Below are 21757 nucleotides of genomic sequence, written 5' to 3'. Positions count from 1 at the left end.
ACAAGGAGCCGATGATGAAGCAGACGCCCGAGTATGATAAGATTCAGCAGCAGATGAAGAAAGGTGTCATCACCTTGGATGGGTTCCTCGGTGATGATACGCGCAACCTTGTCGATATCATTGCCAGCGACAGCATGACGGTCAGCAGATTGAAGACAACCTGCAAGGCAATAGCCGAACGCATGGAGTATTTCAGGGAATTGGGCCTCGGAGGGCTCGGCGAGTTTATCTCTGTAGATAATGCGTTCGATGTGAAGGTTGATTCCGTACGAGGTCTTCTGCCCTCCCCCTTCGGAGGAAAAGGCATGTACGGGAAGATCAATACGACGGTTGTGAACAAGAAGACCGGCAGATCAATCGTCTACACCGACCTGCACATCCACTTCATCGCCGACCATTGCTTTTTTGAAGGCAAAGGGTCTCCATTCAGGCTTGAACCGGAGGACTTGGTGGAGATACTCGAGGTGCCCGAAACAACAGAATAGGCTATGCGAGAAGCGAGATCTGGGGTCCTGAATTGATAGGCAAACGCCAACCAATGATTGAGAGCGTTGCACAAATCTGGTACGATGCAGGACGGAGGATTCAATGAACAATTTGGCAGTCATTTCACTTGGAGGATCCATCATTGCACCGGACAAGGTGGACACCGCCTTTCTCAGGCAGCTCAATGAGGCTCTCAGAACATACTTGATTGAAGACAGGAGCAGGAAAATCATCTTGGTATGCGGAGGAGGATCCCCGGCAAGGGTGTATCAGCAAGCGATGAGGGAAATCCGGGAGGATGTCGACAGCGAAGAGCTCGATTGGCTGGGTATCCGTGCGACCCACATCAACGGCCAGCTGGTCAAAGCGATGCTTAGTGATTTCTGTACCGACAACCTCATCACCGACCCGACCGGACATATTAATTTCCGGGGGCAGGTTTTGGTTGCCGCCGGTTGGAAGCCCGGCTTCTCAACCGACAACGATGCGGTCATCCTGGCGGAGCGCTTTGAAGGCAGGCTCATCATCAACCTCAGCAATATCGCCAAGGTCTATACCGACGACCCGAAGAAGAATCCCGATGCAAAGCCTCTGGATTCGATCAGCTGGGCAGACTATAGAACGATGGTGGGTAATCAATGGACTCCCGGCAAAAGCACTCCTTTCGATCCGATTGCCAGCAAGCGTGCCGAAAAGATGCACATGAAGGTTGTCTGCGCCGACGGAAGGAACATCCGGAACACCATGGACATTCTCTATGGAAGGCCGTTCCTGGGTACGGTTATTGGTGACGAGAACGCTTAAGCGACAAGAAATACGGCAGGGGTGATGCAAAATCCTGCGGGAAAGGATTCTCCTGGGTAAAATCAGGTATCCAGGAGACATTCTCCCCCAACTCCTGCACAAAGCCTTCCTCGATTCCCAAATTCTCAAGTGCCGAGAGCAGAGCATCATACTCTTCTTCACTGATAGGGGGGAATGATGCATTTCCCAGGGGAGGCTCAAACTGCACCATCAAGGAGAGATAGGCACACTCCTTCAACTCCCGGGCAAAGTACTCAAGGACGGTAAAGCTGGCCTGTATGGCTGTTGGAAAGACCAAATGCCGAACCAACAAGCCTTTGAGGTTGCCCTTCTCATCCACATAGGTGGCAGGATGCCTTTGCTTGAGAAATTCCATGACCGGCAGAATATCATCGGCATAACGTCTCAAACCGCAGAAGGTTGCACCAACATCAGGATCCAGGGTTTTCACATCGATCAGATACACATCGACATAGGGATCGATCAGGGCCAAACCCTCAATCGACTCGAACCCTGAACTGTTCCATACGACATCCAGCTCCAAGCCCTTTGAACGGGCAAGGCGCAGTGCCTCGATGATTGAAGGGATGAAATGAGTACCGGTTACCATGTTGAGGTTGGTCGCTCCCATCCCCTGCAGCTCCAGCATGATGACAGCCAGCTCCTCAATGCTCAACTCAATGCCTATGGGCTGCGCTGCAGTGGAAATCTGATGATTCTGGCAGTAGGCACACATGAGGGGGCAACCGCTGAAGAAAATCATGCCGGACCCCTTCTCTCCGGTGATGGGGGGTTCCTCGCCTTTGTGCAGCCCTGCCCAAGCCACCCTCACGTCGGATGTCTGGCTGCATCTTCCCTTCTGTTTTGCAAGTCTATCGACCTTGCACCTAATCGGGCAGAGAGTACAGGGCCGGTACGCGTCCATCACCTGTTTTTCCATCACCATATTCATGAACGCAGTGTACCGAAAAGGCAACGTTCATGCATAGAGTCCCTGCACCGCCATATTTTTTATATACCTCTATATTATTCCGTATTAGGACTGGTTATATCGTATAGTATAGGTAAGTAATGGACAGCTGTATCGAAACGCTTGACCCAACAGCACAAATTCATCACTCTTATGGCATGGCATTACGAGATTTCCTGAAACGCACTCCTCTACAAAACAAAGAGGAAGAACGTTACATCCTCTCCATCGATGGAGGCGGGATGCGCGGGATTGTACCCTCGGTTCTGCTTGCCAAACTTTCGGCCTTGCTAGAGGAGATGGGTGACAACCGACCGCTCTATGCCCATTTTGATTTGATAGCAGGAACTTCCACCGGGGGCTTGCTTGCCCTGGCCCTCAGCGCACCGGTGGAAAGGACCAATTTGATTGCCGACACCAGGTACATCTCCTATATCTACCGGCAGGAAGAACAGACTTTTTTGCAGCGACTGCGCAGGCAGCGGGGAAAGGAGAGCCTTTCTGGAACACTGCCGTTTGGAGTAGATACCAACACCCTCCAAACCCTGTACCTCAAACATGGCAAGCAAATTTTCCCTAAAAACCAAGGACGGATTTTCAGCCAGATTTTCATCGATAAATATGATTGCGAGCCTTTGGAACGGTTTTTAAAGCAGACGTTCAAGGATATCCCGCTCTCGGATGCCGTCGTACCGACCATGGTGATGTGTTATGAAGCTTCCACCGGAAGGCCCTTTGTCATGAGCTCAAGCGATTCGCACGGCTTTCTGTTTTGGGAAGCAGCAAGGGCGACCAGCGCAGCCCCGACTTTTTTCAGGCCCGCATACCTGTACGACCGTCAGGAACTCACCATGCAGACCTTCATCGATGGCGGCGTAGTGGCGAATAATCCATGCCTCTACGCCTATACGGAGGCCAAGCGTCTCTACCCGAATGCCAAAAAGTTTCACATCCTCTCCTTATCCACAGCCAGCAGTGATTTCACCTTTACCGTCAGCGGTGCAGGTACCGGCGTGATAGGCTGGATCGACCCTGCAAAGGGAGCCCCCATCCAGAAAATCTATGCTACAGCACAGATGCAGGTCGTCGACCACATCGCCCGGCAGATACCGGACCTTTCCTATACCAGGATCCATGGAAAGCTTGGTGAAGAGTACAAGCTGGATGCAACCAGCACGCTCGCACTTGCCTCAATGAGCAAGGGAGCCGAAAAAATCTACGAGGAGCATCAAGAGAGCATTCGCGAATATGCCAAGCTTTTAGCAGCAAGAACAAGCTTCGACCAGCTCACACTCGGTCCCAAGGAAGTCGCACCGCCCCAACAGCAGCTGCCTTCCCCGCAAGAGCCACCCGTTGATGACAGTCCAGCACTGTCCTCCTACTACTCGTTTTTGCAGCGCTACCAGATTGAAGAAACCCCGACACGGGAGCGAACCGTATGAGCTCCCACCCCAAGCAGATTGAGCTTGAGGCAGTCCTGCGCAGGTTGTGCGACGATCTTGACCACTATCTCGAGGATACCTACGGAGACCGCTATCCTTTGCATCCGAACAGGCCGGCAAGGGGAAAAGCGGCAAGCGTCGCCTACGACGGGCTCTTCTCCACCGGGACGCAGTTCACCCTGGGCTATGGCAGCGACCACGGCCGCGGCTACTTGGTTTCGGTGGAAATCCGCACGCTTTCGACAGTCAAGCAGGAAGACCGAAAGGCCATCGAGCGATCGGCCATAGCGTATCTGCGCTCGATCATCCCCACCTATTTTCCCGATCGGAAGATCGAGGTGAAACGGGACGGCAACGTCTATAAGCTCGTTGGTGATTTCTCGCTGGGCAATTCCAGCAATTGAGCCAAACCCATCCTCAAACATTCGTCAGCCTGCCTTACAAAACGCTTGAAGTCCTTTGGACGACGGCCAAGCCCGTCATCGCTGACAACCTTGAGAATGCTGCAAGGCAATCCAAGCACCTGGCATGCCCGTGCAACAGCAAAGCCTTCCATATCGCTTGCCTGAAGGCCCAACTCTTCAGAGAGATATGGATTCTGTTCGCGATAGGAGCGAAGCAGAAACCGGTCCGCCGTGCCCAAAACCACTTGCTTGAAACCGGACAGCGCTGGAGCATAAAGATCGATGGTAGAGGCCGCAACCTTGGAATTTTCATCGAAGGTCTGGCCTCGCTGAAGAGCAAAGGCGCGAAGGTCCAAGTCGTACTGTACCACCTTTGTCGCTACAAACCCATCCCCGATTGCCAGTCCTGCATCGATCGCCCCTGCATACCCGAGCAGCACAACCGAAGAGGGAGCATAGGTTTGGACAGCTTGCATGGCGGCCAGGGCGCTTTGCACCTTTCCCACACCGAGGGTAAGCCCAACAACTTCACGGCCTGCGAGCACAAGCGGCTCACCCAGCTTTGTTAGCACTCCTTCCAATTCTCGTTTTGTTGCACCAAGCACCAGGACATCAGCTTTCATATGGCTTTCTATCTTTTTGCCAGTTCGACAAGTACAGGTGAAACAGAAATCCCATGACGCGTCTCATAGCCCGCCTCTATTGTTCTTTCAATCGCCTTAGAGGTGAAAGAGACGGCAAGCTCGACAGCACTTTGGAAGGACTCCTTACCAAGCAGGAATCCCAAGAGCAGGCTGGCGAACAAATCCCCGCACCCAGGGTAGGAAGCATTGAATCTCTGGTAGGGCACCACGTATGAGGCTCCGTCTGCATAACAGGCAACCACGTTTGCCTCCCGGCAGGGAACACTGGTGATGGCAACCTTGGAACCAGTGGCAAGAGCAAGTTCCCTTGCCCACGCCAGCGCGGTCCCTGTCTCGAATTGTTCTTGATACGGACGGCCGAGCAACAGCGCCGCTTCGGTGGTGTTGGGGGTGATGACGTCGGCACAGCAAACCAACTGCTGCATGGCTGTCACCTGCTGGTCGGTAACCGGTCCATACAAACTTCCACCGTCGCCGAGAACCGGGTCGACAAGGGTCAGGGCAGCAGGCTGGTCCTGAATGAACTGCTTGATCAAAGCGACCTGGTCGGCGCTCCCGAGAAAGCCTGAGTAGATTGCATCAAAGCGCAGGCCAAGATTTTTCCACGCATCGAGAATCCCCTCGATGTCAGCACTCGTATCCCTGAAATAATAGGAAGAAAACCCATCGGTCTGGCTGGACAGCAGGGCGGTGGGAAGCGGACACGCTTCAACTCCCATCACCTCTAGAACAGGCAGGACAACGGTCAGCGAGCTCTTTGCATAACAGCTCAAATCGTGGATGGCGGCACAGGTGGGTTGCATGAATCCACACTACCGCACATCTGCAAACTAGGCAATATATGCTATACTCGGCGTAGTGGAGGTATCTATGCTTTTCTATGACAGTATGCATCATATAATCATCGCCGATGACCAGATCAATCCTCTGGCCTTCCCCCTGCCTTCCCAAACAGAGTTGCACCAAGAACTATCGACCATGATTCTTTCTTCCTCGGGCTGGCGGAAAGTATTTGCGAAAAGCGGCGATGAAGAGGATGCAGGCTGTGAAGTAAGCAACCCTTCTGCGATGCTGACTGCACTTGCAGCGCTTGCCCTTGCCCGCAAGCTCGGTGTGCCCTCTGCACAGAAGGAAGCGGTACGTACCGGAAAATATGCAAATTCCGAGATACAAACAACCATTCTTGTCGGCCTCGATGCCAGGCCCACAGGTCGAATCCTTGGTGATATCGTCTGTCGCACCCTCACCGCCTTGGGGTGCAAGGTGCGCTATCTGTTCATCTGTGCAGCCCCCCAGATCATGGCGGACTGCAATCTCCATCCAAACGAAGCCGACGCATTCTTCTATGTCTCGGCAAGCCACAACCCGATCGGGCACAACGGCTTCAAGTTCGGCAAGGATGGAGGAGTATACTCCCTTGCAGAGGCTGATGAGCTCGCCGAAATCTACAAAGACATACTGACACAGGAGAGCGGAGCCCCATCTTACCTGCAGCACCTTACCGAAACCATGGATCCAACGTTGTATCGGAAGGTCTTGGAGCAGGTGGATTATGAACGTACAAGGAGCCTTGAGCGCTATGAGACCTTTGTCCTGACCACGGCGGCCAAAAGTACGGATGCTTCGGACCACGACCGCTTCCGCCAGGGCTTGCTGCAGGCACATCAGAAGGAAGCGCTCTCGGTACTGGGCGAGCTCAACGGCAGTGCACGATCTGCCAGCATCGACAAGCATCTGCTCTCCTCTCTTGGCTTGAAGGTCATGTTGATCAACAATCGGCCGGGGGATGTGGTCCATGCCATCGTCCCCGAAGGCGAAAACCTCGAACTGTGCAGAACCACCCTCGAAGAGCTGTATGCAAAGGATCATTCATACCGTCTCGGCTATGTACCCGACAACGATGGGGACCGAGGCAACCTTGTATATATCTCCGAGCAGAGCGGCAAGGCACACATCCTGGAAGCCCAAAGCGTATTCGCCTTGGTGGTGCTTGCAGAACTCTCGCAGACGAGGTTGCAGAATCCGGAGAAGCTTTTGGCCACCGTAGTGAACGGTCCGACTTCCATGCGCATCGAGCACATTGCCCAAGCCTTCGATGCGGAAGCCTTCCGCTGCGAAGTGGGAGAGGCGAATGTTGTGGAACTTGCCAGGATGAAGCGGGAGCAAGGGTATCTGGTACCGGTGCTTGGGGAAGGCTCGAACGGAGGGAATATCACCCACCCGGCCAAGGTTCGCGATCCATTGAACACCCTGCTCAGCTTGGTCAAACTTTTAAGGAACCGCGATATCGCCAAGCTTTGGTTTCTCGCTCTCGGCAAACAAGTCCCCCGATTCATCACGCTGGACAGCCTGATCGCCAGCCTTCCGGTCTACACCACTACAGGCTCCTTCTCCAAGGAAGGGAAAATGCAGGTAAAGCAAAGCCATCGGATTCTCAAGAATCGGTACGAGGTCTTGTTTCTCAGTGATTGGGAACTACGCAAGAACGAACTATCAGCGATGGGTATCTGCTCCTACACCATCTTTCAGACCGAGGGAACGAACAGCTATGAAGGGATGGGTGAAGCCTTCCGCCACGGTGCATTCAATGGAGGGTACAAGGTGGCCCTCAAGAACAAGGATGGAGTGATCACCGACTATCTGTGGATGCGCGGCAGCAAGACCGAACCGGTGTTTCGAGTGGTTGTCGACTGTCAAGGGGATGATGAGAGCCGGTATGAGTATCTGCTTGCATGGCATCGCAGCCTGATCCAGCGAGCCGACGAAGCCTAGCCTTCAGCCTGCCAGATCTCATTTGCAAGACCCAAAAGTGTCTCCTCCCTGCGGGCGGGTGGTGAAAGTTCACACTCCCAAACCACCAATACGTGGTACCCCATCTGAAGCAGTGATGCAAGCACATATTGGTCACGCTCCCTGTTTCTCAGAAGCTTTTGTTCCCAAAACGGACGGTTTGTCTTGGGAAGTGTGAAATGCTTGCATCCTTGATGGGCGTGCCAAAAACAGCCGTTGATGAAAATCACGGTCTTGTATTTGGGAAGTACAATATCAGGTTTCCCTGGTAGGCGGGTATCGTGGATGCGATAGCGAAACCCTTGGCGGAAAAGGAAGGTGCGCACGGCCAATTCCGCCTTGGTATCCTTTGCCTTGATGCCGGCCATGATCCTGCTTCGTTTCTCGACGGAAAAACAATCGCTCACGACCGGCCTCCCGCTACAGGCTCAAGCCGGCGATGGCAGCCCCGATGGTAGGAGAATCGTCGATGCGCACAAAGCGGTAGTAACGCTTGTGCTCAAGCTGCAGATAGGTGTGCAGGTAGTATTCGGTATACTGTTTCAGATACTCGGTCTTGTAGAAGGTGGTGCCGTCTGCATTGATGCACACCGGCTTTCTGGGATCGGTTCCCGCTCCGCTCTTGAGCACGGTGGCGGCAAGATTTGCAGCAGTGAGTTTGGCAGCACGGGCAATGACTGCGTCGATGATCATCCACAAGGCGATTGCATCGTCCTCGTTGCCATCAGTGCAGGCAACCAAGGCATAGTTCGTATTGAACGGCATTTCAAGGTAATTGCTCATCACCGTCGTACTGACCGTACCCAGTTGCTCGAACCGCTTGGCAAACGTTGCACTGAGCACGCCTTCGGCGATCGCCTTCTGAATGACCAGGGTGCTCAACGGACCGAGGTAGGCTCCGCTGATCATCTTCTCCAGATGATACTGTTCGGGCTGCTTGGTGGAGTCAAAATATTCACGGTCGAGCCTGCCGGGGCAGAAGTCGAAATTCCCCGACTCGATGTTGATGATCTGGCTCTTTCCATCAAACAGTCCGAGCTTGGAGATATTGCTGTTTCGTTCTACATAGGCGGTATTGGTGCCGGTACCAAGGATGAATCCGATGAAGCCGCTGTAGGGGATATCGCCTGCAGCACTCTGGCCGGCAAGCAGGGTGGCGACCGTGTCATTGAGAACCGCCACCTTCTTCCTTGATACATCGTAGCCGCGTCTTTCCAGTTCAGCGAGCATGCCGGCCCCCACCTTCTTTCCGATTACCTCGGGCGCCTTGATCTCCTTGGAGAAGACCAAGGGGATTCCATCATGGTCTTGCGTGATGGCAGCTGCATAGGAGAAGCAAAATCCAATCTTGTCGCTCTTGTCGATCAGCCGCTCCACCTCATCGGCAAGGGTGCTGAAAAACTGCCGGGCGCTCACCTCTTCCTTCACCCCGGGCATCGAAACCTTCTTGAAATCCTCAATAAGAGCCTTGCCCTGTGCATCGAAGGTGACCAGACAAGTCCGTAAATTCGTTCCACCTGCATCCAGGACGATCACAGGCTCGCCCTTGGCTAGCGTGAGCGCCACCTCGGTGTAGGTTGGAATCATTTTCAGGGAGCTGCCGCTCTCCTGCTCAAGACCCTTCTCCATCTCGCTCAGAAATGTTGCAAGCAATGCCTTCATATCGACTGATGCAGGATCTATTCCCCACTTGGTAAGAAATGCTGTGGTCTTCTGGACGCAATCGGACATGATCTCTCCTTTTTGGAGATGAGGGCGGACCTACACACCCTTCTCCTCACCATTGATTTTTAATGCGAGCGGTTTTACCGCAAAGTATCCCTCTTCGTCGGAGTGTAACATAAAAGTACCCTCAACACGAACAGGGGTGCTCACTCTTCTTCCTTGTACCGTCACATCGGTCACCACGGTGATGGCCGGAATTTTCCCGCTGGTCACCACATCGGCCATCAGGCCGGAAAGGTTTGCCCCTTCACCCCACTGGGTGACCATCGCTCCTTTGAGGACTGCATGACCCACTTCCCACTGATGAACTGTCAGATACTGAATCGCTATATCATTGAGCGGCCCTCGTGCAGAGTTGAGCAGGCTTGTAAAGAAGGAAGGGTTCGGTTGGCGGGTTCTCATGAATACCGCAAGATAGGTACCGATATCCGAATTCTGAAAAGTCAAAAGATTGGGAAGCGATTCATTGGCCCTGAAATGCAAGGTGGAACCCGGCAATTCCAAGGGCGGTGAGTTCAAGAAGGCTGCGATGTTGCAGATGGCGGAGTCGGTAATAGCCGCAATGGCCACGGTAACATCATTGGCGGTAGGATTCTTCGCTCCCAACGGCATTGCTAGACTTATCAGAATGAGAATCAGGGCTGCTTTCATGATTGTCCTTTTTTGGTATCATAAGCTACGGATACAAAGAGAACAACCAGAACAGAGAAAAAAGACAGAGCGAGGTGAATGTGGTACAATCAGTGCATGAGTTACCATTCGAACCAAACAACCATCTTCTGGTATGACTTGGAAACCTTCGGCCTGGACAGCAGGTACGACCGAATTGCACAGTTCGCAGGCCAGCGTACCGATCTCGACCTCAATCCTATCGGGGAGCCCATAGTCCTGTACTGCAAACTCAGCGACGACTACCTGCCCGACCCGCTCTCCTGTACCATAACCTCGATCACGCCGCAGGAGGTGAACAAGAAAGGCCTCTGCGAAAGTGATCTGATCGAGCGCATCAATGCCGAGTTTTCCAAACCCAACACCGTCACAGCAGGTTTCAACACCATCCGATTTGACGATGAGTTCATCCGCAATGCCCTCTACCGTAATTTTCTCGACCCCTACAAGCGCGAGTGGGACAACAATTGCAGCCGCTGGGATATCATCGATTTGGTGCGTGCGGCATACGACCTCAGGCCCGAAGGAATCATCTGGCCTCCCCGCAAGGAGGAGACCGGCAATCCAACCTTCCGCCTGGTTGCCTTGACCGAAGCCAATAATATCGAGCAGGTCGGGGCCCATGACGCCCTGGTCGATGTGCGGGCCACCATCGCCATTGCCGCCCTGATCAAGGAGAAGCAGCCCAAGTTGTACAACTATTATTTCGCCTTGCGCAAAAAAACACAGGTAAAAAAGATTGTGCAGACTCCGTTCGGCGATCCGGTGCTCTACACCGCGGCGTTCTTCAGCAAGAATGAGGGTTGTTCACGTCTCATCACTCCCATCACCCACATGAAGAGCAACGCAAACGCCATCATCTGTTTCGATTTGAGCAAGGATACTGCTCCTTTGCTGCAGGCAACCGAAGAGACGCTGTTGAAAACCGAAGGTGTGTTCACCCTCTCGATCAACAAGTGTCCGTTTGTCTCCCCGTTGAACGTCCTGACCGACCAACTGGCCATCAAACTGGGAATCGACAAGAATCTGGCCCTCTATAGGCACCAGCAGATCATCAATCAACCAAAACTGCTCATGACAGCCCGAAATGTCGTCGAAACGTATGAGGGCGTCGACGATGTGGACTTCCAGCTCTATGACCGGTTCTTCGGTGATGCCGACCAGAAACGGTTCAACATCATCCGCCAGGCAGAGCCCAAGGAGAAGCTTTCGTTGCACCTTGACTTTGAGGACAACCGGGTGGCACCCATGCTGTTCAGGCATGTGGGACGCAACTGGAGTGAAGTCCTCAATGATGAGCAGAAACGCAAGTGGAGAAGTTTTTGTGCAAATCGCACCCTCAACCCGCCGGGTAGCATAAAGATGAACTGGAATTTCTTCAAGCGAAAGATTGAAGAAAAATTGGCAAGTACGGAAATCTCAGCCGAGGAGAAACGCGTACTTGCCGATTTGAAGAGGTATGGGGAAGAACTGGAGCAACGGATCTTCGGCTAGAGCAGCTTCATCTGTTTGGCTACCGACACGAAGGCGTCGACGGCTGTCTCAATATCCTCTTGGGTATGGACGGCCGACAGCTGCACCCTGATCCTCGCCCTTCCCTGGGGAACGACCGGATAACAGAATCCAATGACGTAGATACCCCGCCCAAGCAGGGCGTCGGCCATAGCAACCGCCTTGTTCTCATCATATACCATGACCGGTACAATGGCGGTCTCTCCTTTGACCAGGTCAAAACCCGCTGCTTCCATGAGGGTGCGGAAGTGCCTGGCATTGCGCATGGTCAGGTCCTTATAGGAGTTCCCCTGCTCCAGGATATCCAAAACCTTGAGCGTCCCGCCGCAAATGGCAGGAGCGAGCGTGTTGGAGAACAGGTACGGCCGGGCTCGCTGGCGATAGAGGTCGATCAGCAGCTGGTTGCCTGAGATGCAACCACCGCTCGCTCCTCCGCAGGCTTTCCCGAAGGTGGTGGTGATCAGGTCCACCTGGCCTTCCACTGAGCACAGTTCCACACTTCCACGTCCTGTAGGACCCAAGTATCCCGTTGCATGTGAGTCATCAACCATCACCAGGGCATCAAACTCCTTTGCCAGTGCACAAATGTCTGCGAGTTTGGCGACATCCCCGTCCATGGAGAACACCCCGTCGGTTGCAATGAGGCGGCGCCTGCATTGCCGGCTCTGCTCGAGGCACTCTTTCAGGCTTTGCATATCGCTGTGCTTGTACACAAAGCGCTGGGCCTTGCACAACCTGATGCCGTCAATGATCGATGCATGGTTCAGCTCGTCGCTGATGACTGCATCCTCCGCGCCCAACAGCGGTTCGAACAGGGCGCCGTTTGCATCGAAACAGGAGGAGAACAAAATCGTATCGTCGGTTCCCAGAAAGGAGCTGATGCGCCTTTCCAAATCCTTGTGCAATGCTTGGGTGCCGCAGATGAACCTCACCGAGGAGAGTCCATAGCCCCACTTGTCCATGGCGTCCTTGGCAGCTTGGATGACTTCCTTGTTATCAGAGAGGCCGAGGTAATTGTTTGCACAAAAATTCAAAACCTTTCTTCCCTGAACCTCGATGCTGCGGCCTTGGGGGCTTGCTAGCACCCGTTCCTTTTTGAGCAGTCCCTGACGTTCCTGCTCTGCAAAGAACTGCTGTAGTTCCTGTCGCACTGATTCGTTCATACACCCCTCCTTTGGATGGTAGCCAGCATGTCCGCTGTCATGGTCGCCAGGTCGTATCGGGGTTTCCAATCCCACTCAACCCGGGCGGCATAGTCTTCCAGACTGTCAGGCCAAGAGTCGGCGATGGCCTGCTTGACCGGATCGATATCATAGCTGATGGTAAAATCAGGAATATGCGTACGGATGTAGGCAGCCTGTTCTTCGGGACAGAAGCTCATGGCAGCGATGTTGAATGCATTGCGATGGCGCAGCCTGGCGGGATTGGCTTCCATGATCTGGATGGCTGCTTGTACCGCGTCGGGCATGTAAATCATATCGAGGTAGGTGTCTCCGCGAAGGAAACACGTATAGTGGTGGTTCTTGACCGCCTCGTAGTAGATTTCTACTGCATAGTCGGTGGTTCCTCCTCCCGGGGGTGTAAGATTGCTGATGACCCCGGGAAAGCGGATGCCACGGGTGTCGACATCGAATTTGTGGTAGTAGTAGTCACAAAGAAGCTCGCCGGCGACCTTGGTGACTCCATAAATCGATGTCGGCCGCTGGATTGTATCCTGGGGTGTAAACTGCTTGGGGGTGGTCGGGCCGAAAGCCCCGATCGAGGAGGGGGTGAAAACCGCACAACCGTTGGCTTTGGCAACCTCGAGGGTGGCGATCAAGCCTCCTATGTTCAGATTCCAGGCATTCAGGGGATCTTTCTCCGCCCTTGCAGAAAGTACTGCAGCCAAATGGTAGATGGTGTCGATAACATGTTTCTTGACAATCGCATCCACACTCTGTCCATCGCGGGCGTCAACAAGATAGAAAGGCCCGCCTTCCACCAAAGGTTTGTTGACATCATTGCGGATATCGGTCAGTACGACATGGTCATCGCCGTATCGTTTGCGACACTCCAAAGCTATTTCAGAGCCCAATTGGCCCAATGAACCGATGATCAGGATGTTCTTCATAGCGACCTCCGACGAGCGCTTTTCTTGACAAGGCAGACAACCCGGCTTACAATGAACATGTTCATTATAATAAACCTAATTCACTATGTCAAACTTTTTACCCAGCAGGAGCAGTGAGATGGAAAACCCTCCGATGATCGGCAAAAACATCCAACGGATACGCAGCAGCCGCAAACTTACCCTCAATGTGCTCTCTGAGCGTTCAGGTGTCTCCAAGGCCATGCTCAGCCAGATAGAATCCGACAAGGTCAATCCTACCGTAGCTACCGTTTGGAAGATAGCCCGCGGCCTGAATGTTGAGCTCAACGACTTGCTCGATACCGACGACCAGCCCAAGAGGGTGTTCAGTCTCAATCCCGCCGGCGACGATGCCCCCAAAATGGAGACCCGTGACAATGGAGTCTCCATCCGCATCCTCAGTCCCTTGAACATGGTCGAGGAGCTGGAGATGTACCTGCTCACCTTCGAACCTCACAGCAAGCTCGCAAGTGAACCCCACTACCCCGGCACCCAGGAATTCTTGACCGTAGTAAAGGGAGCTGTGAAAGTACAGGTCGGGGAGAATGTCGCCGAGATCAAGAAAGGTGATTTTTTGGTCTATCACTGCGATATCGAACACTCTATAACCAATGAGAGCAACCAGCCGGCAACCGTACACATGGTGGTGCGATTCACAGTCGACAAGCGATAACCCTCTTTTGCTTTGACACACCCCTCTCTCTACGGTATAAGGAAAAGAAGAGGAAGGGCATCACATATGGTCAAGAAAGGCATCATGGTTTCCTACGGGATGGGCAAGTTCATCGCCGAGTTTCTCACCGGGGCGTTTGGATCGATTGTATTCATGTTCTATGAGACCGAAGTGGGCTTGTCAGGTGCGTATGCCGCCCTGGCTACAGTGATTTATTCGGTTTGGAATGCCGTCAACGACCCGATCATCGGTTATATGACGAACAAGACGGCACCGTTGTCCAAAAAATTCGGCAGGCGGTTTGTCTGGATCATGGGCGGCTTGGTGCTTTGCAGCCTCGCTTTCATCATGATTTTTTCAGTGCCCGCATCCTGGGATGCAAAAAAACAGCCTTTGCCCGTCTTTCTGTGGATGGTCATCACCATCTGCCTGTACGACGGCCTGTATTCCCTGTGGGAAGTCAACTATCAGAGCTTGTATCCTGACAAGTTCCGCACCGACAAGGAGAGGACCACCACAGCCGCCATCGGAACGGGCATCGGCGTACTGGGTATTGCCGCCGGGTTCATTATCCCACCGCTCTTTTTCTCCTATGGAGTAAGGGCAAGTTATCAAGTTTGCGCCATCGTCATTGCAGCAATCAGCATAGCGTGCACCTTGGGTTTGAGCTATGGTGTCTCTGAGACCAAGCAGATGATCAACCGGTTTTCCGAGCAACACACCAAAGAGGCTCCTCCCTTTTTCAGCCAAATGCGCAAGGCACTGAAAAACCGCAATCTGCTTGCTTTCGTAATCCTCTTGTTCTGCTACCAAAGCGGGTGCATGCTGATGACCGCCAGCGTCAACTATGTGGTCAAGTATGTACTGGGAGGCAAAAGCACGCAGGCCACCCCGATTTTCGCCGGCATGCTTGTCGGCACCCTGCTCTCCATCCTTTTGTGGACCCGTATCGCCAAGAAGATCAAGAACAATCAGCGCATGCTCATTCTCTCCAGTTTTGCCCTCGCCCTCTTTGCCCTGCCGCTCACTTTTCTTCCCAATGCTGGTTCCTTCATCGTTGGCATGACACTCTGGGGTCTTGGTTTTGGCGGGTTCTGGACCTTCATGAGCCCGGCCATGGCCGATGTCATCGATAGCCTGGTAGTTGAGCAAAAGCGCCGTGATGATGGGGTCGTCTTGGGTATCAGGGCATTTTTCATGCGTTTCAGCTATGCAAGCCAGGCCATCGTATTCTTTGTGGTGCACAAGCTCACCGGCTTTGACGACCAGCTCATAACCGAGTCGGCACGGTGGGGAATACGACTGCATATGGGACTCATTCCCGCCGTGTTTTTCCTGCTGGGAGGATTGCTCTTTCTTAGGATGAACCGGCTCGATGCCGACCAGATCGAAAAGAATCGTCTTGCACTCTCCCAACTGGATATCTAGCAACGCTATGCAAAGAGCCAGCGGTTTTGTATACTTTACTTGTAGGAGAGACGAATGCTGAAGAAACTGCCCGAGTATGAGAAACAACTCGCAGAAATAGACGATAAACTAAGCCGTCCTGAAACCATGCAGGACATGAAACTTTATAAAAGCCTCAACCAGGAGCGATCGCATCTTGCTCCCATCATCGACCAGTTGAGGTTGATGCGCTCATTGAATACCCAGATCAATGAAGCACATCAGCTCATGAAGGATGAGACTGATCAGGAAATGCTGGAGATGACCCGCGAAGAACTTCATGAGCTTGAAAAGGAACTGGTCGTGTGCGAACAGAAAACCAAGGTTCTGCTCATACCCCCCGATCCCTTGGAAGGCAAGGACATCATCATGGAAATCCGTGCCGGAACCGGTGGCGAAGAGGCCGCCCTGTTTGCTGCGGACCTGTACAGAATGTATTCTCATTATGCCGATGCGAAGGGTTGGAAAATGGAGATTCTCTCCTCCAATGAAACCGGTATCGGGGGATACAAGGAGCTGGTCGTTTCCATCAGTGGAAAGGATGTCTATGGTTCGCTGAGGTGGGAAAGCGGGGTGCACCGTGTCCAACGAGTCCCCGAGACTGAAAACGGGGGAAGAATTCATACCAGCGCCGTCACCGTTGCAGTCCTTCCCGAAGCGGAAGAGACCGATATTGAAATCCGCCAAGAGGATTTGAAGATCGACGTCATGCGTGCAGGAGGCCCCGGCGGGCAGTGTGTCAACACAACCGACAGTGCAGTAAGGATGACCCACCTCCCCACCGGATTGGTGGTTATCTGCCAGGATGAGAAGAGCCAGATCAAGAACAGGGCCAAGGCCTTGCGGGTGCTTCGCTCACGCCTCTATGACCTGGAGGAAGAGAAGAAAAACCGGGAACGGGCCGAAGCTAGAAAGAATCAAGTCGGCAGCGGTGACCGCAGCGAACGCATCAGGACGTACAATTTCCCCCAGAACAGACTTACCGATCATCGTATCAACCTTACACTGTACAAGCTTGAGCTCATCATGGCAGGTCAGCTTGACGAGGTGATCGAAGCGCTGAAAATCGCCGCCGGTGAGGCTGCCTTGAAGGAAGGTTGATACAGTGCAGACCATCCAAGCGTGGAAAGTTGAAACCGCCGCTTTGCTCAAGACGGCGGGGCTGGGTTCCACGTGCGACCTTGATGCACGACTTCTGCTCCAGAAGGCAACGGGTTTGGACCAAGCCAAACAGATTCTTCTCTACGATCGAAAGCTTTCCGATTCCCAATTGGAAGAACTTGCCTCGATTCGTGACGAGCGTCTCCAGCACAAGCCGATGGCCTACATCCTCGAAAGCAAGGAGTTCTTCGGGCGTGACTTTTTCGTCGATGAGCGGGTGCTCATACCCCGCCCCGACACAGAAACCCTCATAGAGGCAGTCATCGGGTACTCCAGGAAAAGGTATCGCGCACCTTCAATCATCGATGTATGCACCGGCAGTGGATGCATCGGCATAACCTTGGCACTTGAACTGGACGCCGAGATAACGCTCTGCGACATCAGCGAAGGGGCCTTGGCCGTCGCAAGGGAGAATGCAAAGCGCCTGCTCACCAAGCCAGTGACAATCCTGCAAGGGAATCTGCTCTCCCCTACCGATGCAAACTATGATATCATCGTCAGCAACCCACCCTATCTCACAACCTCGTGGTGCGACGAAGTTTCCCAAGAGGTGCGGTGGGAGCCAAGGCTTGCTCTTGAAGGCTTTCATGAGGACGGGCTTGCTCTCATCAGGACGCTGGTCGATGAGAGTGTGAACCACCTTGCGGCCGGTGGAGCCTTGTTCTTGGAGTGTGATTATCGGCAGGCGGAGGATGTCGCGGCACTCCTTGCTTCACGTCGATTCAGCGATGTAAGAATTGAGCGCGACTTGTCAGGGCGCGATCGAGTCGTATGGGGGGTCCTTGCATGTACGAACAGCTGATCGAACGATTCATCCAAAAAGCCTTCAAGTATTCCAAGACCGACCAGGAGAAATTCCTGGCTGCCGCCACGTTTGCGGCGGGCAAACATGAGAACCAGAAAAGAGCCAGCGGGGAGCCCTACATCATCCACCCCTTGGCTGTAGGGGAGATCCTGATTCAGTTGAAGATGGATGCCGATACCATCTGTGCAGGACTTCTCCACGACACCCTTGAGGATACCGCCACCACCTATGAGGAACTGAAAGAGCTTTTCGGCCAGAGTGTAGCCGATATGGTCGAGGGTGAGACCAAGATAGCCAACCTCAAGACGATGAATAAGAGCTTGGCCGAGGCTGAGACCATCCGCAAGATGTTCTTCGCCATGAGCAAGGACATCAGGGTCATCATCATCAAGCTTGCCGACAAGCTTCACAACATGCGTACGTTGCAGCATCTCAACCCGGAGAGAGCTCGGGAGATCGCCGGCGACACGCTGGATATTTTCGCCCCGCTTGCCGACCGGCTCGGCATCTCCTGGCTCAAGGACGAGCTTGAGGACCTCAGCTTGAAGATTCTCAAGCCCGATACTTTCAACTACATACAAGAGTACCTGCTCTCCAAAAAGAGCGAACAGAAAGCATACCTGAGCAGGATTGAGAAATCCATATACCGAGCCTGCGGTGATGCAAACCTCAGTGACATCATCGTCACAAGCCGTGCAAAGCACACCTACTCGATCTACATGAAGATGAAGAAGCGCAAGAAGGAAATCGATGAGATATTCGATATCCTCGGCGTTCGAATCCTCTGCAACACTGTCACCGAATGCTACACGATCCTCGGGGTTGTGCACCGCCTGTGGCCCCCGATTGAAGGGCGATTCAAGGACTACATCGCCATGCCCAAGGCGAACAACTACCAAAGCCTCCATACAACCGTCATGGCGTTGGACGGCAAGCTGCTGGAAATCCAGATCAGGACCAAGGAGATGCATTTCACCGCCGAGTACGGTGTCGCCGCCCACTGGTCCTATAAGGCCGAGACAGGCAGCGACAGCGGTTCGTGGTCCAAGATGGACAACGAGCAGTTCTCCAAGATCATCAGCAAGCTGAAGACCTGGTCGAATGAAATCGAGACCAGTGAATCGTATATGGATGACATCAAGGGAGAACTGCTGAAAGACACCATCTATGTGTTCACCCCGCAAGGCCACATTGTCGAGCTTCCGGCCAACGCAACGGCGTTGGACTTCGCCTATCAGATTCATACCGAAGTCGGCAATCACACCACCGGGGCGAAAGCCGATGGGTCGATCATCCCGCTCAACGCTCCCCTTAAGAACACCCAAGTCATTGAAATTTTGACCAGTCCAAACGCGAGACCCCACCTGCAGTGGCTGCGCTACGCCCAAACAAACAGCGCGCGCAAAAAAATCAAGGCGTGGCTGAACAAGTATGATGAAAACATCCTCATCGACAAGGACATCATCGCCAAGCGCAAGGTAGTGGAACCGCCTGGAAAGCTCGAGCCGCAGCCGCCCGTCACGGTCATGGATGACGAAACCATTGTACGCCAGGTCGTCGATGCGAAACGGATGAAGTTCCGTGTCGGTGATGAGAAGAATATGATGATTCACATCGCACAGTGCTGCTCGCCTGTCCGAGGCGATGACATTGTGGGATACATCAGCAGGGGACGGGGCATCATTGTACACAAGCGCGATTGTCCGAACCTCAAGAACATGAGCGAAATCGTCGACCGTTCGATCGAGGTGGAGTGGGAGACGGAGTTTCCCAAGCTCACCAAACGCTTCAGCGTAACCAGCAAGCGCACCTACGACTTGTTCGGAGAAATCGAAGGTACGCTGCGCAAGTTCAAGGGCCACCTCATTGAAGGACGCCTGTTCGATGACGAGGAAGGCAAATTGATGGGCACCTTCACCATGGAAGTCGAGCGTGAGGAAGACTTCAAGAAAATCATCAAGAACCTCAAGACCATTCCCTCGATCAACACCATTGCGGAGATCAAGTAACCCTACTCCTCCAGCACCCGAAGGATCTCCGGCAGGAGCTGCTTCTTTCGTGACAGCACCCCGGAAAGCAGGAATTTTCCTTCGCTCTCCTTCTTGTAGGCAAGCTTGCGCTCAGCAATCGGCATGCTCGTCATCAAGAGGACGCTGTTCTCCCGAACGACGTCGGTTATCAGGAACATCGCCCAATCGAGGTTGTGCTCAACCTTCAGCTTGTCCAGCTCGGCAAGATAGGAAGCCTTGTAGTCATCCACATCACTGAGGGTGGTGACCTCGCACTGACCGATTCCGAAGGTTACGCCCAGTTCCCTGTATTTCTTGAAATCGGACTCCAACATCTTGCGGGGATTCTCCTTGGCAAGGGAAGCACCGCTTGCAAACATGGTTTGTCCGAAGCTCACCATGTCGGCAACTTGTGCGAGGGCCAGCAAGTCCTGGACTGCAGTGTAATCCTCGAACGTGGTGGTCGGGCTCTTGAGCATGATGGTATCGCTGATAATGCCGCTGAGCAGGACTTTTGCCACCTCGGTCGTGATGGGGACGCCGTTTCGGTTGAAGAGCTTGTATATGATGGTACAAGTCGAACCGAGTGGTTCACAATAGATGAAAATAGGGTTGCGTGTCTTTGCCGCGCCGAGGCGGTGATGATCGATGATTTCCACCACCTCCGCCTCCTCCAGTCCCTCCACGCCCTGCTCGGTCTCATTGTGGTCCACCATGATCAGCTTGGTTTTCGGCTTGCGCAAAAAACAACGGCGTGTGACAAACCCTGTGTAGGTCTTTCCATCAAAAACAGGAAGGCCGCGGAATTCACTCTCGGCCAGGATGTCCCTGGCTTCTTCGAACAGGGTGTCGGCCTGAAGGCTTGGGGGATCTTGGACCATTAGCTGGACCACCGGGACGCTCAAGCGCAGAAGCCGCAAGGTTTCGGCAGTATCCAATGCACTTACGAATACCGTACCACGGTAGGAGTCCCAATCGACATTGCTGGTGACTTCATGTTCGATACCAGTAAGAACAATAGCCGGAATTTGCAGTTCGATAGCTTTTTTAATATGGTCTTCCCTATCACCAACCACCAAAATCGGAGCTTGGCCTTGAAGGGCCTCCATATGCCTGCAGAACACCACATAGCGCATCGCTCCGACCATGATGGGTGCCGAGAAGCTCTTGCTCTCTCCTTTCCTTAAAAAAGAACCCTTCAGCACCTTGGGGAAATTATCAACCACGAAGTGGTACAGCGGCCGCTTGCCGCTGTTCTCCTTGAGGATGAAACTGCTTACCTCGTCGACGCTGAGCAGGCCGCGATACTTCTCACCCTCCATTACGGGAACGACGGAAGAGCGGCTGGAAGTCCCATAAAAGGAGACAAGGGTATAGACCGGGTCGTCGACCTGCACCACCGAGTCGGCTTTCCTGGTGACGCTGCTCACCTTCGTGCGAACATCCTTGATGAAGGGAGGAGGAGCGACACCGAGTCTTTCAAACTGTGCCTTGGTGGCATCATTGAGACTTCCGCAACGAACAGGGATATAGGTGTTGCCAGGATCGACCTTATTTTTCAGATAGGCATAACTGTAGGCAGCGCAGATGCTGTCCATATCGGGATTCCGGTGCCCGATCACATAAATCTCAGCCACGTCACACTCCTCTCGATGCCACATCTTACCCTAGTTGTGCAAGACTTACAACGGAAAACACGCTAGCCAGAAGCTCCCGAATGGAGTACCATCAGGTATGGAGGATGACGAACATGCCAAGTGTAGTACTAGCAAATGATCATGGGGCTGTTGAACTTGCAACCATTTTTGATGATTACCTGAAGAAAATCGGGTACGAGGTCAATTACCTGGGTGTCAAGACCAACGACTCAGTCGATTATCCGGATATGGCAAAAGCTGCCTGCGAAGAGTACAAAAAGGGAGGTTATGACTTCGGCATACTCTTGTGCGGAACCGGGATAGGCATCTCCATCAGCGCCAACAAGGTCGAAGGAATCCGATGCGCCCTGCCGCAGAACAGCTATGCTGCAGCCATGGCCAAAAAGCACAACAATGCAAACTTCATCGCGTTCGGCGGGAGAATCAACTAC

21 protein-coding genes are annotated in these 21757 nt (G+C 53.3%); 12 read left to right on the top strand and 9 right to left on the bottom strand.

The genetic code is table 11. From position 1 onward, the window contains the following. Both B3F49_RS01090 and pyrH read left to right on the top strand, forming a co-directional pair. Window positions 1-485, top strand: a 485-nt coding sequence (locus B3F49_RS01090) for a hypothetical protein (RefSeq protein ID WP_293908607.1), incomplete at its 5' end; no start/stop codon positions are given. A 103-nt stretch (window positions 486-588) separates the two neighbouring features. Further along, window positions 589-1290: a UMP kinase gene (pyrH, locus tag B3F49_RS01085; RefSeq protein WP_293908606.1), complete on the top strand. Its 702-nt coding sequence runs from the start codon at window positions 589-591 to the stop codon at window positions 1288-1290. Here pyrH and B3F49_RS01080 read toward each other — a convergent pair. After that, the gene (locus tag B3F49_RS01080) at window positions 1268-2242 is read right to left on the bottom strand and encodes a radical SAM protein (protein ID WP_293908605.1); all 975 of its coding nucleotides are present in this window, start codon (window positions 2240-2242) and stop codon (window positions 1268-1270) included. The two genes, pyrH and B3F49_RS01080, sit on opposite strands and share 23 nt — an antisense overlap. A 176-nt stretch (window positions 2243-2418) precedes the next feature. Between B3F49_RS01080 and B3F49_RS01075 the strand changes: the two genes are divergently transcribed. Continuing rightward, window positions 2419-3702, top strand: coding sequence for a patatin-like phospholipase family protein (locus tag B3F49_RS01075; RefSeq protein ID WP_293894588.1), 1284 nt, complete (start codon window positions 2419-2421; stop codon window positions 3700-3702). Beyond that, window positions 3699-4106, top strand: a complete 408-nt coding sequence (locus B3F49_RS01070; protein ID WP_293894591.1) for a hypothetical protein — start codon at window positions 3699-3701, stop codon at window positions 4104-4106. The genes B3F49_RS01075 and B3F49_RS01070 overlap by 4 nt, the downstream gene beginning before the upstream one ends. Here the strand turns inward: B3F49_RS01070 and B3F49_RS01065 are convergent. Next, window positions 4061-4729: a 5'-methylthioadenosine/S-adenosylhomocysteine nucleosidase gene (locus tag B3F49_RS01065; protein ID WP_293908604.1), complete on the bottom strand. Its 669-nt coding sequence runs from the start codon at window positions 4727-4729 to the stop codon at window positions 4061-4063. The genes B3F49_RS01070 and B3F49_RS01065 overlap by 46 nt on opposite strands. Before the next feature lie 8 nt (window positions 4730-4737). Continuing rightward, entirely contained in the window at window positions 4738-5553 is an 816-nt protein-coding gene (locus B3F49_RS01060) for a pyridoxamine kinase (protein ID WP_293908603.1), read from the bottom strand. 67 nt (window positions 5554-5620) lie between these two features. Between B3F49_RS01060 and B3F49_RS01055 the strand changes: the two genes are divergently transcribed. Further along, window positions 5621-7522, top strand: a complete 1902-nt coding sequence (locus B3F49_RS01055; protein WP_293908602.1) for a phosphoglucomutase — start codon at window positions 5621-5623, stop codon at window positions 7520-7522. Here the strand turns inward: B3F49_RS01055 and B3F49_RS01050 are convergent. Genes B3F49_RS01050 through B3F49_RS01040 form a run of 3 tightly spaced genes read right to left on the bottom strand, consistent with a single transcriptional unit; the run spans window position 7519 to window position 9916 of the window. Beyond that, window positions 7519-7947 carry a very short patch repair endonuclease gene (locus B3F49_RS01050; RefSeq protein ID WP_293894600.1) on the bottom strand — a complete coding sequence of 143 codons (429 nt, stop codon included), beginning with the start codon at window positions 7945-7947 and terminating at the stop codon, window positions 7519-7521. The genes B3F49_RS01055 and B3F49_RS01050 overlap by 4 nt on opposite strands. A 13-nt stretch (window positions 7948-7960) precedes the next feature. Further along, window positions 7961-9271: a hexokinase family protein gene (locus tag B3F49_RS01045; protein WP_293908601.1), complete on the bottom strand. Its 1311-nt coding sequence runs from the start codon at window positions 9269-9271 to the stop codon at window positions 7961-7963. A gap of 30 nt (window positions 9272-9301) precedes the next feature. Beyond that, window positions 9302-9916, bottom strand: coding sequence for a hypothetical protein (locus B3F49_RS01040; protein ID WP_293908600.1), 615 nt, complete (start codon window positions 9914-9916; stop codon window positions 9302-9304). A gap of 96 nt (window positions 9917-10012) precedes the next feature. Between B3F49_RS01040 and sbcB the strand changes: the two genes are divergently transcribed. Further along, entirely contained in the window at window positions 10013-11428 is a 1416-nt protein-coding gene (gene sbcB / locus B3F49_RS01035) for an exodeoxyribonuclease I (RefSeq protein WP_293908599.1), read from the top strand. Here sbcB and B3F49_RS01030 read toward each other — a convergent pair. Both B3F49_RS01030 and B3F49_RS01025 read right to left on the bottom strand, forming a co-directional pair. Beyond that, window positions 11425-12609 carry a glycine C-acetyltransferase gene (locus B3F49_RS01030; protein ID WP_293894611.1) on the bottom strand — a complete coding sequence of 395 codons (1185 nt, stop codon included), beginning with the start codon at window positions 12607-12609 and terminating at the stop codon, window positions 11425-11427. The genes sbcB and B3F49_RS01030 overlap by 4 nt on opposite strands. Then, window positions 12606-13556, bottom strand: a complete 951-nt coding sequence (locus tag B3F49_RS01025) for an NAD-dependent epimerase/dehydratase family protein (protein ID WP_293908598.1) — start codon at window positions 13554-13556, stop codon at window positions 12606-12608. The genes B3F49_RS01030 and B3F49_RS01025 overlap by 4 nt, the downstream gene beginning before the upstream one ends. 85 nt (window positions 13557-13641) lie before the next feature. On the opposite strand from B3F49_RS01025, the gene B3F49_RS01020 reads away from it, so the two are divergent. The 5 genes from B3F49_RS01020 (at window position 13642) to B3F49_RS01000 (ending at window position 19668) form a co-directional block, all read left to right on the top strand. Continuing rightward, complete coding sequence (locus B3F49_RS01020; RefSeq protein ID WP_293894617.1) at window positions 13642-14247, top strand: helix-turn-helix domain-containing protein; 606 nt, start codon at window positions 13642-13644, stop codon at window positions 14245-14247. Between the two features lie 66 nt (window positions 14248-14313). Beyond that, window positions 14314-15675, top strand: coding sequence for an MFS transporter (locus B3F49_RS01015; protein ID WP_293908597.1), 1362 nt, complete (start codon window positions 14314-14316; stop codon window positions 15673-15675). 54 nt (window positions 15676-15729) lie between these two features. Then, window positions 15730-16794, top strand: coding sequence for a peptide chain release factor 1 (gene prfA / locus B3F49_RS01010; RefSeq protein WP_293894623.1), 1065 nt, complete (start codon window positions 15730-15732; stop codon window positions 16792-16794). Between the two features lie 4 nt (window positions 16795-16798). Continuing rightward, on the top strand, window positions 16799-17656 hold the full coding sequence (gene prmC / locus B3F49_RS01005) for a peptide chain release factor N(5)-glutamine methyltransferase (RefSeq protein WP_293908596.1): 858 nt from the start codon (window positions 16799-16801) through the stop codon (window positions 17654-17656). Further along, window positions 17641-19668 carry a RelA/SpoT family protein gene (locus B3F49_RS01000; protein ID WP_293894628.1) on the top strand — a complete coding sequence of 676 codons (2028 nt, stop codon included), beginning with the start codon at window positions 17641-17643 and terminating at the stop codon, window positions 19666-19668. Before prmC ends, B3F49_RS01000 begins: the two co-directional genes overlap by 16 nt. Before the next feature lie 2 nt (window positions 19669-19670). Here the strand turns inward: B3F49_RS01000 and B3F49_RS00995 are convergent, their stop codons facing one another. Continuing rightward, on the bottom strand, window positions 19671-21305 hold the full coding sequence (locus B3F49_RS00995; protein WP_293894630.1) for a putative manganese-dependent inorganic diphosphatase: 1635 nt from the start codon (window positions 21303-21305) through the stop codon (window positions 19671-19673). 113 nt (window positions 21306-21418) lie between these two features. Here B3F49_RS00995 and B3F49_RS00990 point away from each other — a divergent pair. Beyond that, window positions 21419-21757: RpiB/LacA/LacB family sugar-phosphate isomerase (locus B3F49_RS00990; protein ID WP_293908595.1), on the top strand; the 339-nt coding region annotated here is incomplete at its 3' end.

This window comes from Sphaerochaeta sp. UBA5836 (assembly GCF_002432845.1).
Taxonomy (GTDB): Bacteria; Spirochaetota; Spirochaetia; order Sphaerochaetales; family Sphaerochaetaceae; genus Sphaerochaeta.
The sequence above is the reverse complement of the archived record's forward strand: the minus strand, read 5'-3'. Positions and strand labels throughout refer to the sequence as shown.

What these genes read in the sequence shown, in the direction of transcription:
- pyrH (WP_293908606.1), top strand. Translation starts at nt 589, where the DNA reads ATGAACAATTTGGCAGTCATTTCACTTGGAGGATCCATCATTGCACCG.
- B3F49_RS01080 (WP_293908605.1), bottom strand. Translation starts at nt 2,242, where the DNA reads ATGAATATGGTGATGGAAAAACAGGTGATGGACGCGTACCGGCCCTGT.
- B3F49_RS01075 (WP_293894588.1), top strand. Translation starts at nt 2,419, where the DNA reads ATGGCATTACGAGATTTCCTGAAACGCACTCCTCTACAAAACAAAGAG.
- B3F49_RS01070 (WP_293894591.1), top strand. Translation starts at nt 3,699, where the DNA reads ATGAGCTCCCACCCCAAGCAGATTGAGCTTGAGGCAGTCCTGCGCAGG.
- B3F49_RS01065 (WP_293908604.1), bottom strand. Translation starts at nt 4,729, where the DNA reads ATGAAAGCTGATGTCCTGGTGCTTGGTGCAACAAAACGAGAATTGGAA.
- B3F49_RS01060 (WP_293908603.1), bottom strand. Translation starts at nt 5,553, where the DNA reads ATGCAACCCACCTGTGCCGCCATCCACGATTTGAGCTGTTATGCAAAG.
- B3F49_RS01055 (WP_293908602.1), top strand. Translation starts at nt 5,621, where the DNA reads ATGCTTTTCTATGACAGTATGCATCATATAATCATCGCCGATGACCAG.
- B3F49_RS01045 (WP_293908601.1), bottom strand. Translation starts at nt 9,271, where the DNA reads ATGTCCGATTGCGTCCAGAAGACCACAGCATTTCTTACCAAGTGGGGA.
- B3F49_RS01040 (WP_293908600.1), bottom strand. Translation starts at nt 9,916, where the DNA reads ATGAAAGCAGCCCTGATTCTCATTCTGATAAGTCTAGCAATGCCGTTG.
- sbcB (WP_293908599.1), top strand. Translation starts at nt 10,013, where the DNA reads ATGAGTTACCATTCGAACCAAACAACCATCTTCTGGTATGACTTGGAA.
- B3F49_RS01030 (WP_293894611.1), bottom strand. Translation starts at nt 12,609, where the DNA reads ATGAACGAATCAGTGCGACAGGAACTACAGCAGTTCTTTGCAGAGCAG.
- B3F49_RS01025 (WP_293908598.1), bottom strand. Translation starts at nt 13,556, where the DNA reads ATGAAGAACATCCTGATCATCGGTTCATTGGGCCAATTGGGCTCTGAA.
- B3F49_RS01020 (WP_293894617.1), top strand. Translation starts at nt 13,642, where the DNA reads ATGTCAAACTTTTTACCCAGCAGGAGCAGTGAGATGGAAAACCCTCCG.
- B3F49_RS01015 (WP_293908597.1), top strand. Translation starts at nt 14,314, where the DNA reads ATGGTCAAGAAAGGCATCATGGTTTCCTACGGGATGGGCAAGTTCATC.
- prfA (WP_293894623.1), top strand. Translation starts at nt 15,730, where the DNA reads ATGCTGAAGAAACTGCCCGAGTATGAGAAACAACTCGCAGAAATAGAC.
- B3F49_RS01000 (WP_293894628.1), top strand. Translation starts at nt 17,641, where the DNA reads ATGTACGAACAGCTGATCGAACGATTCATCCAAAAAGCCTTCAAGTAT.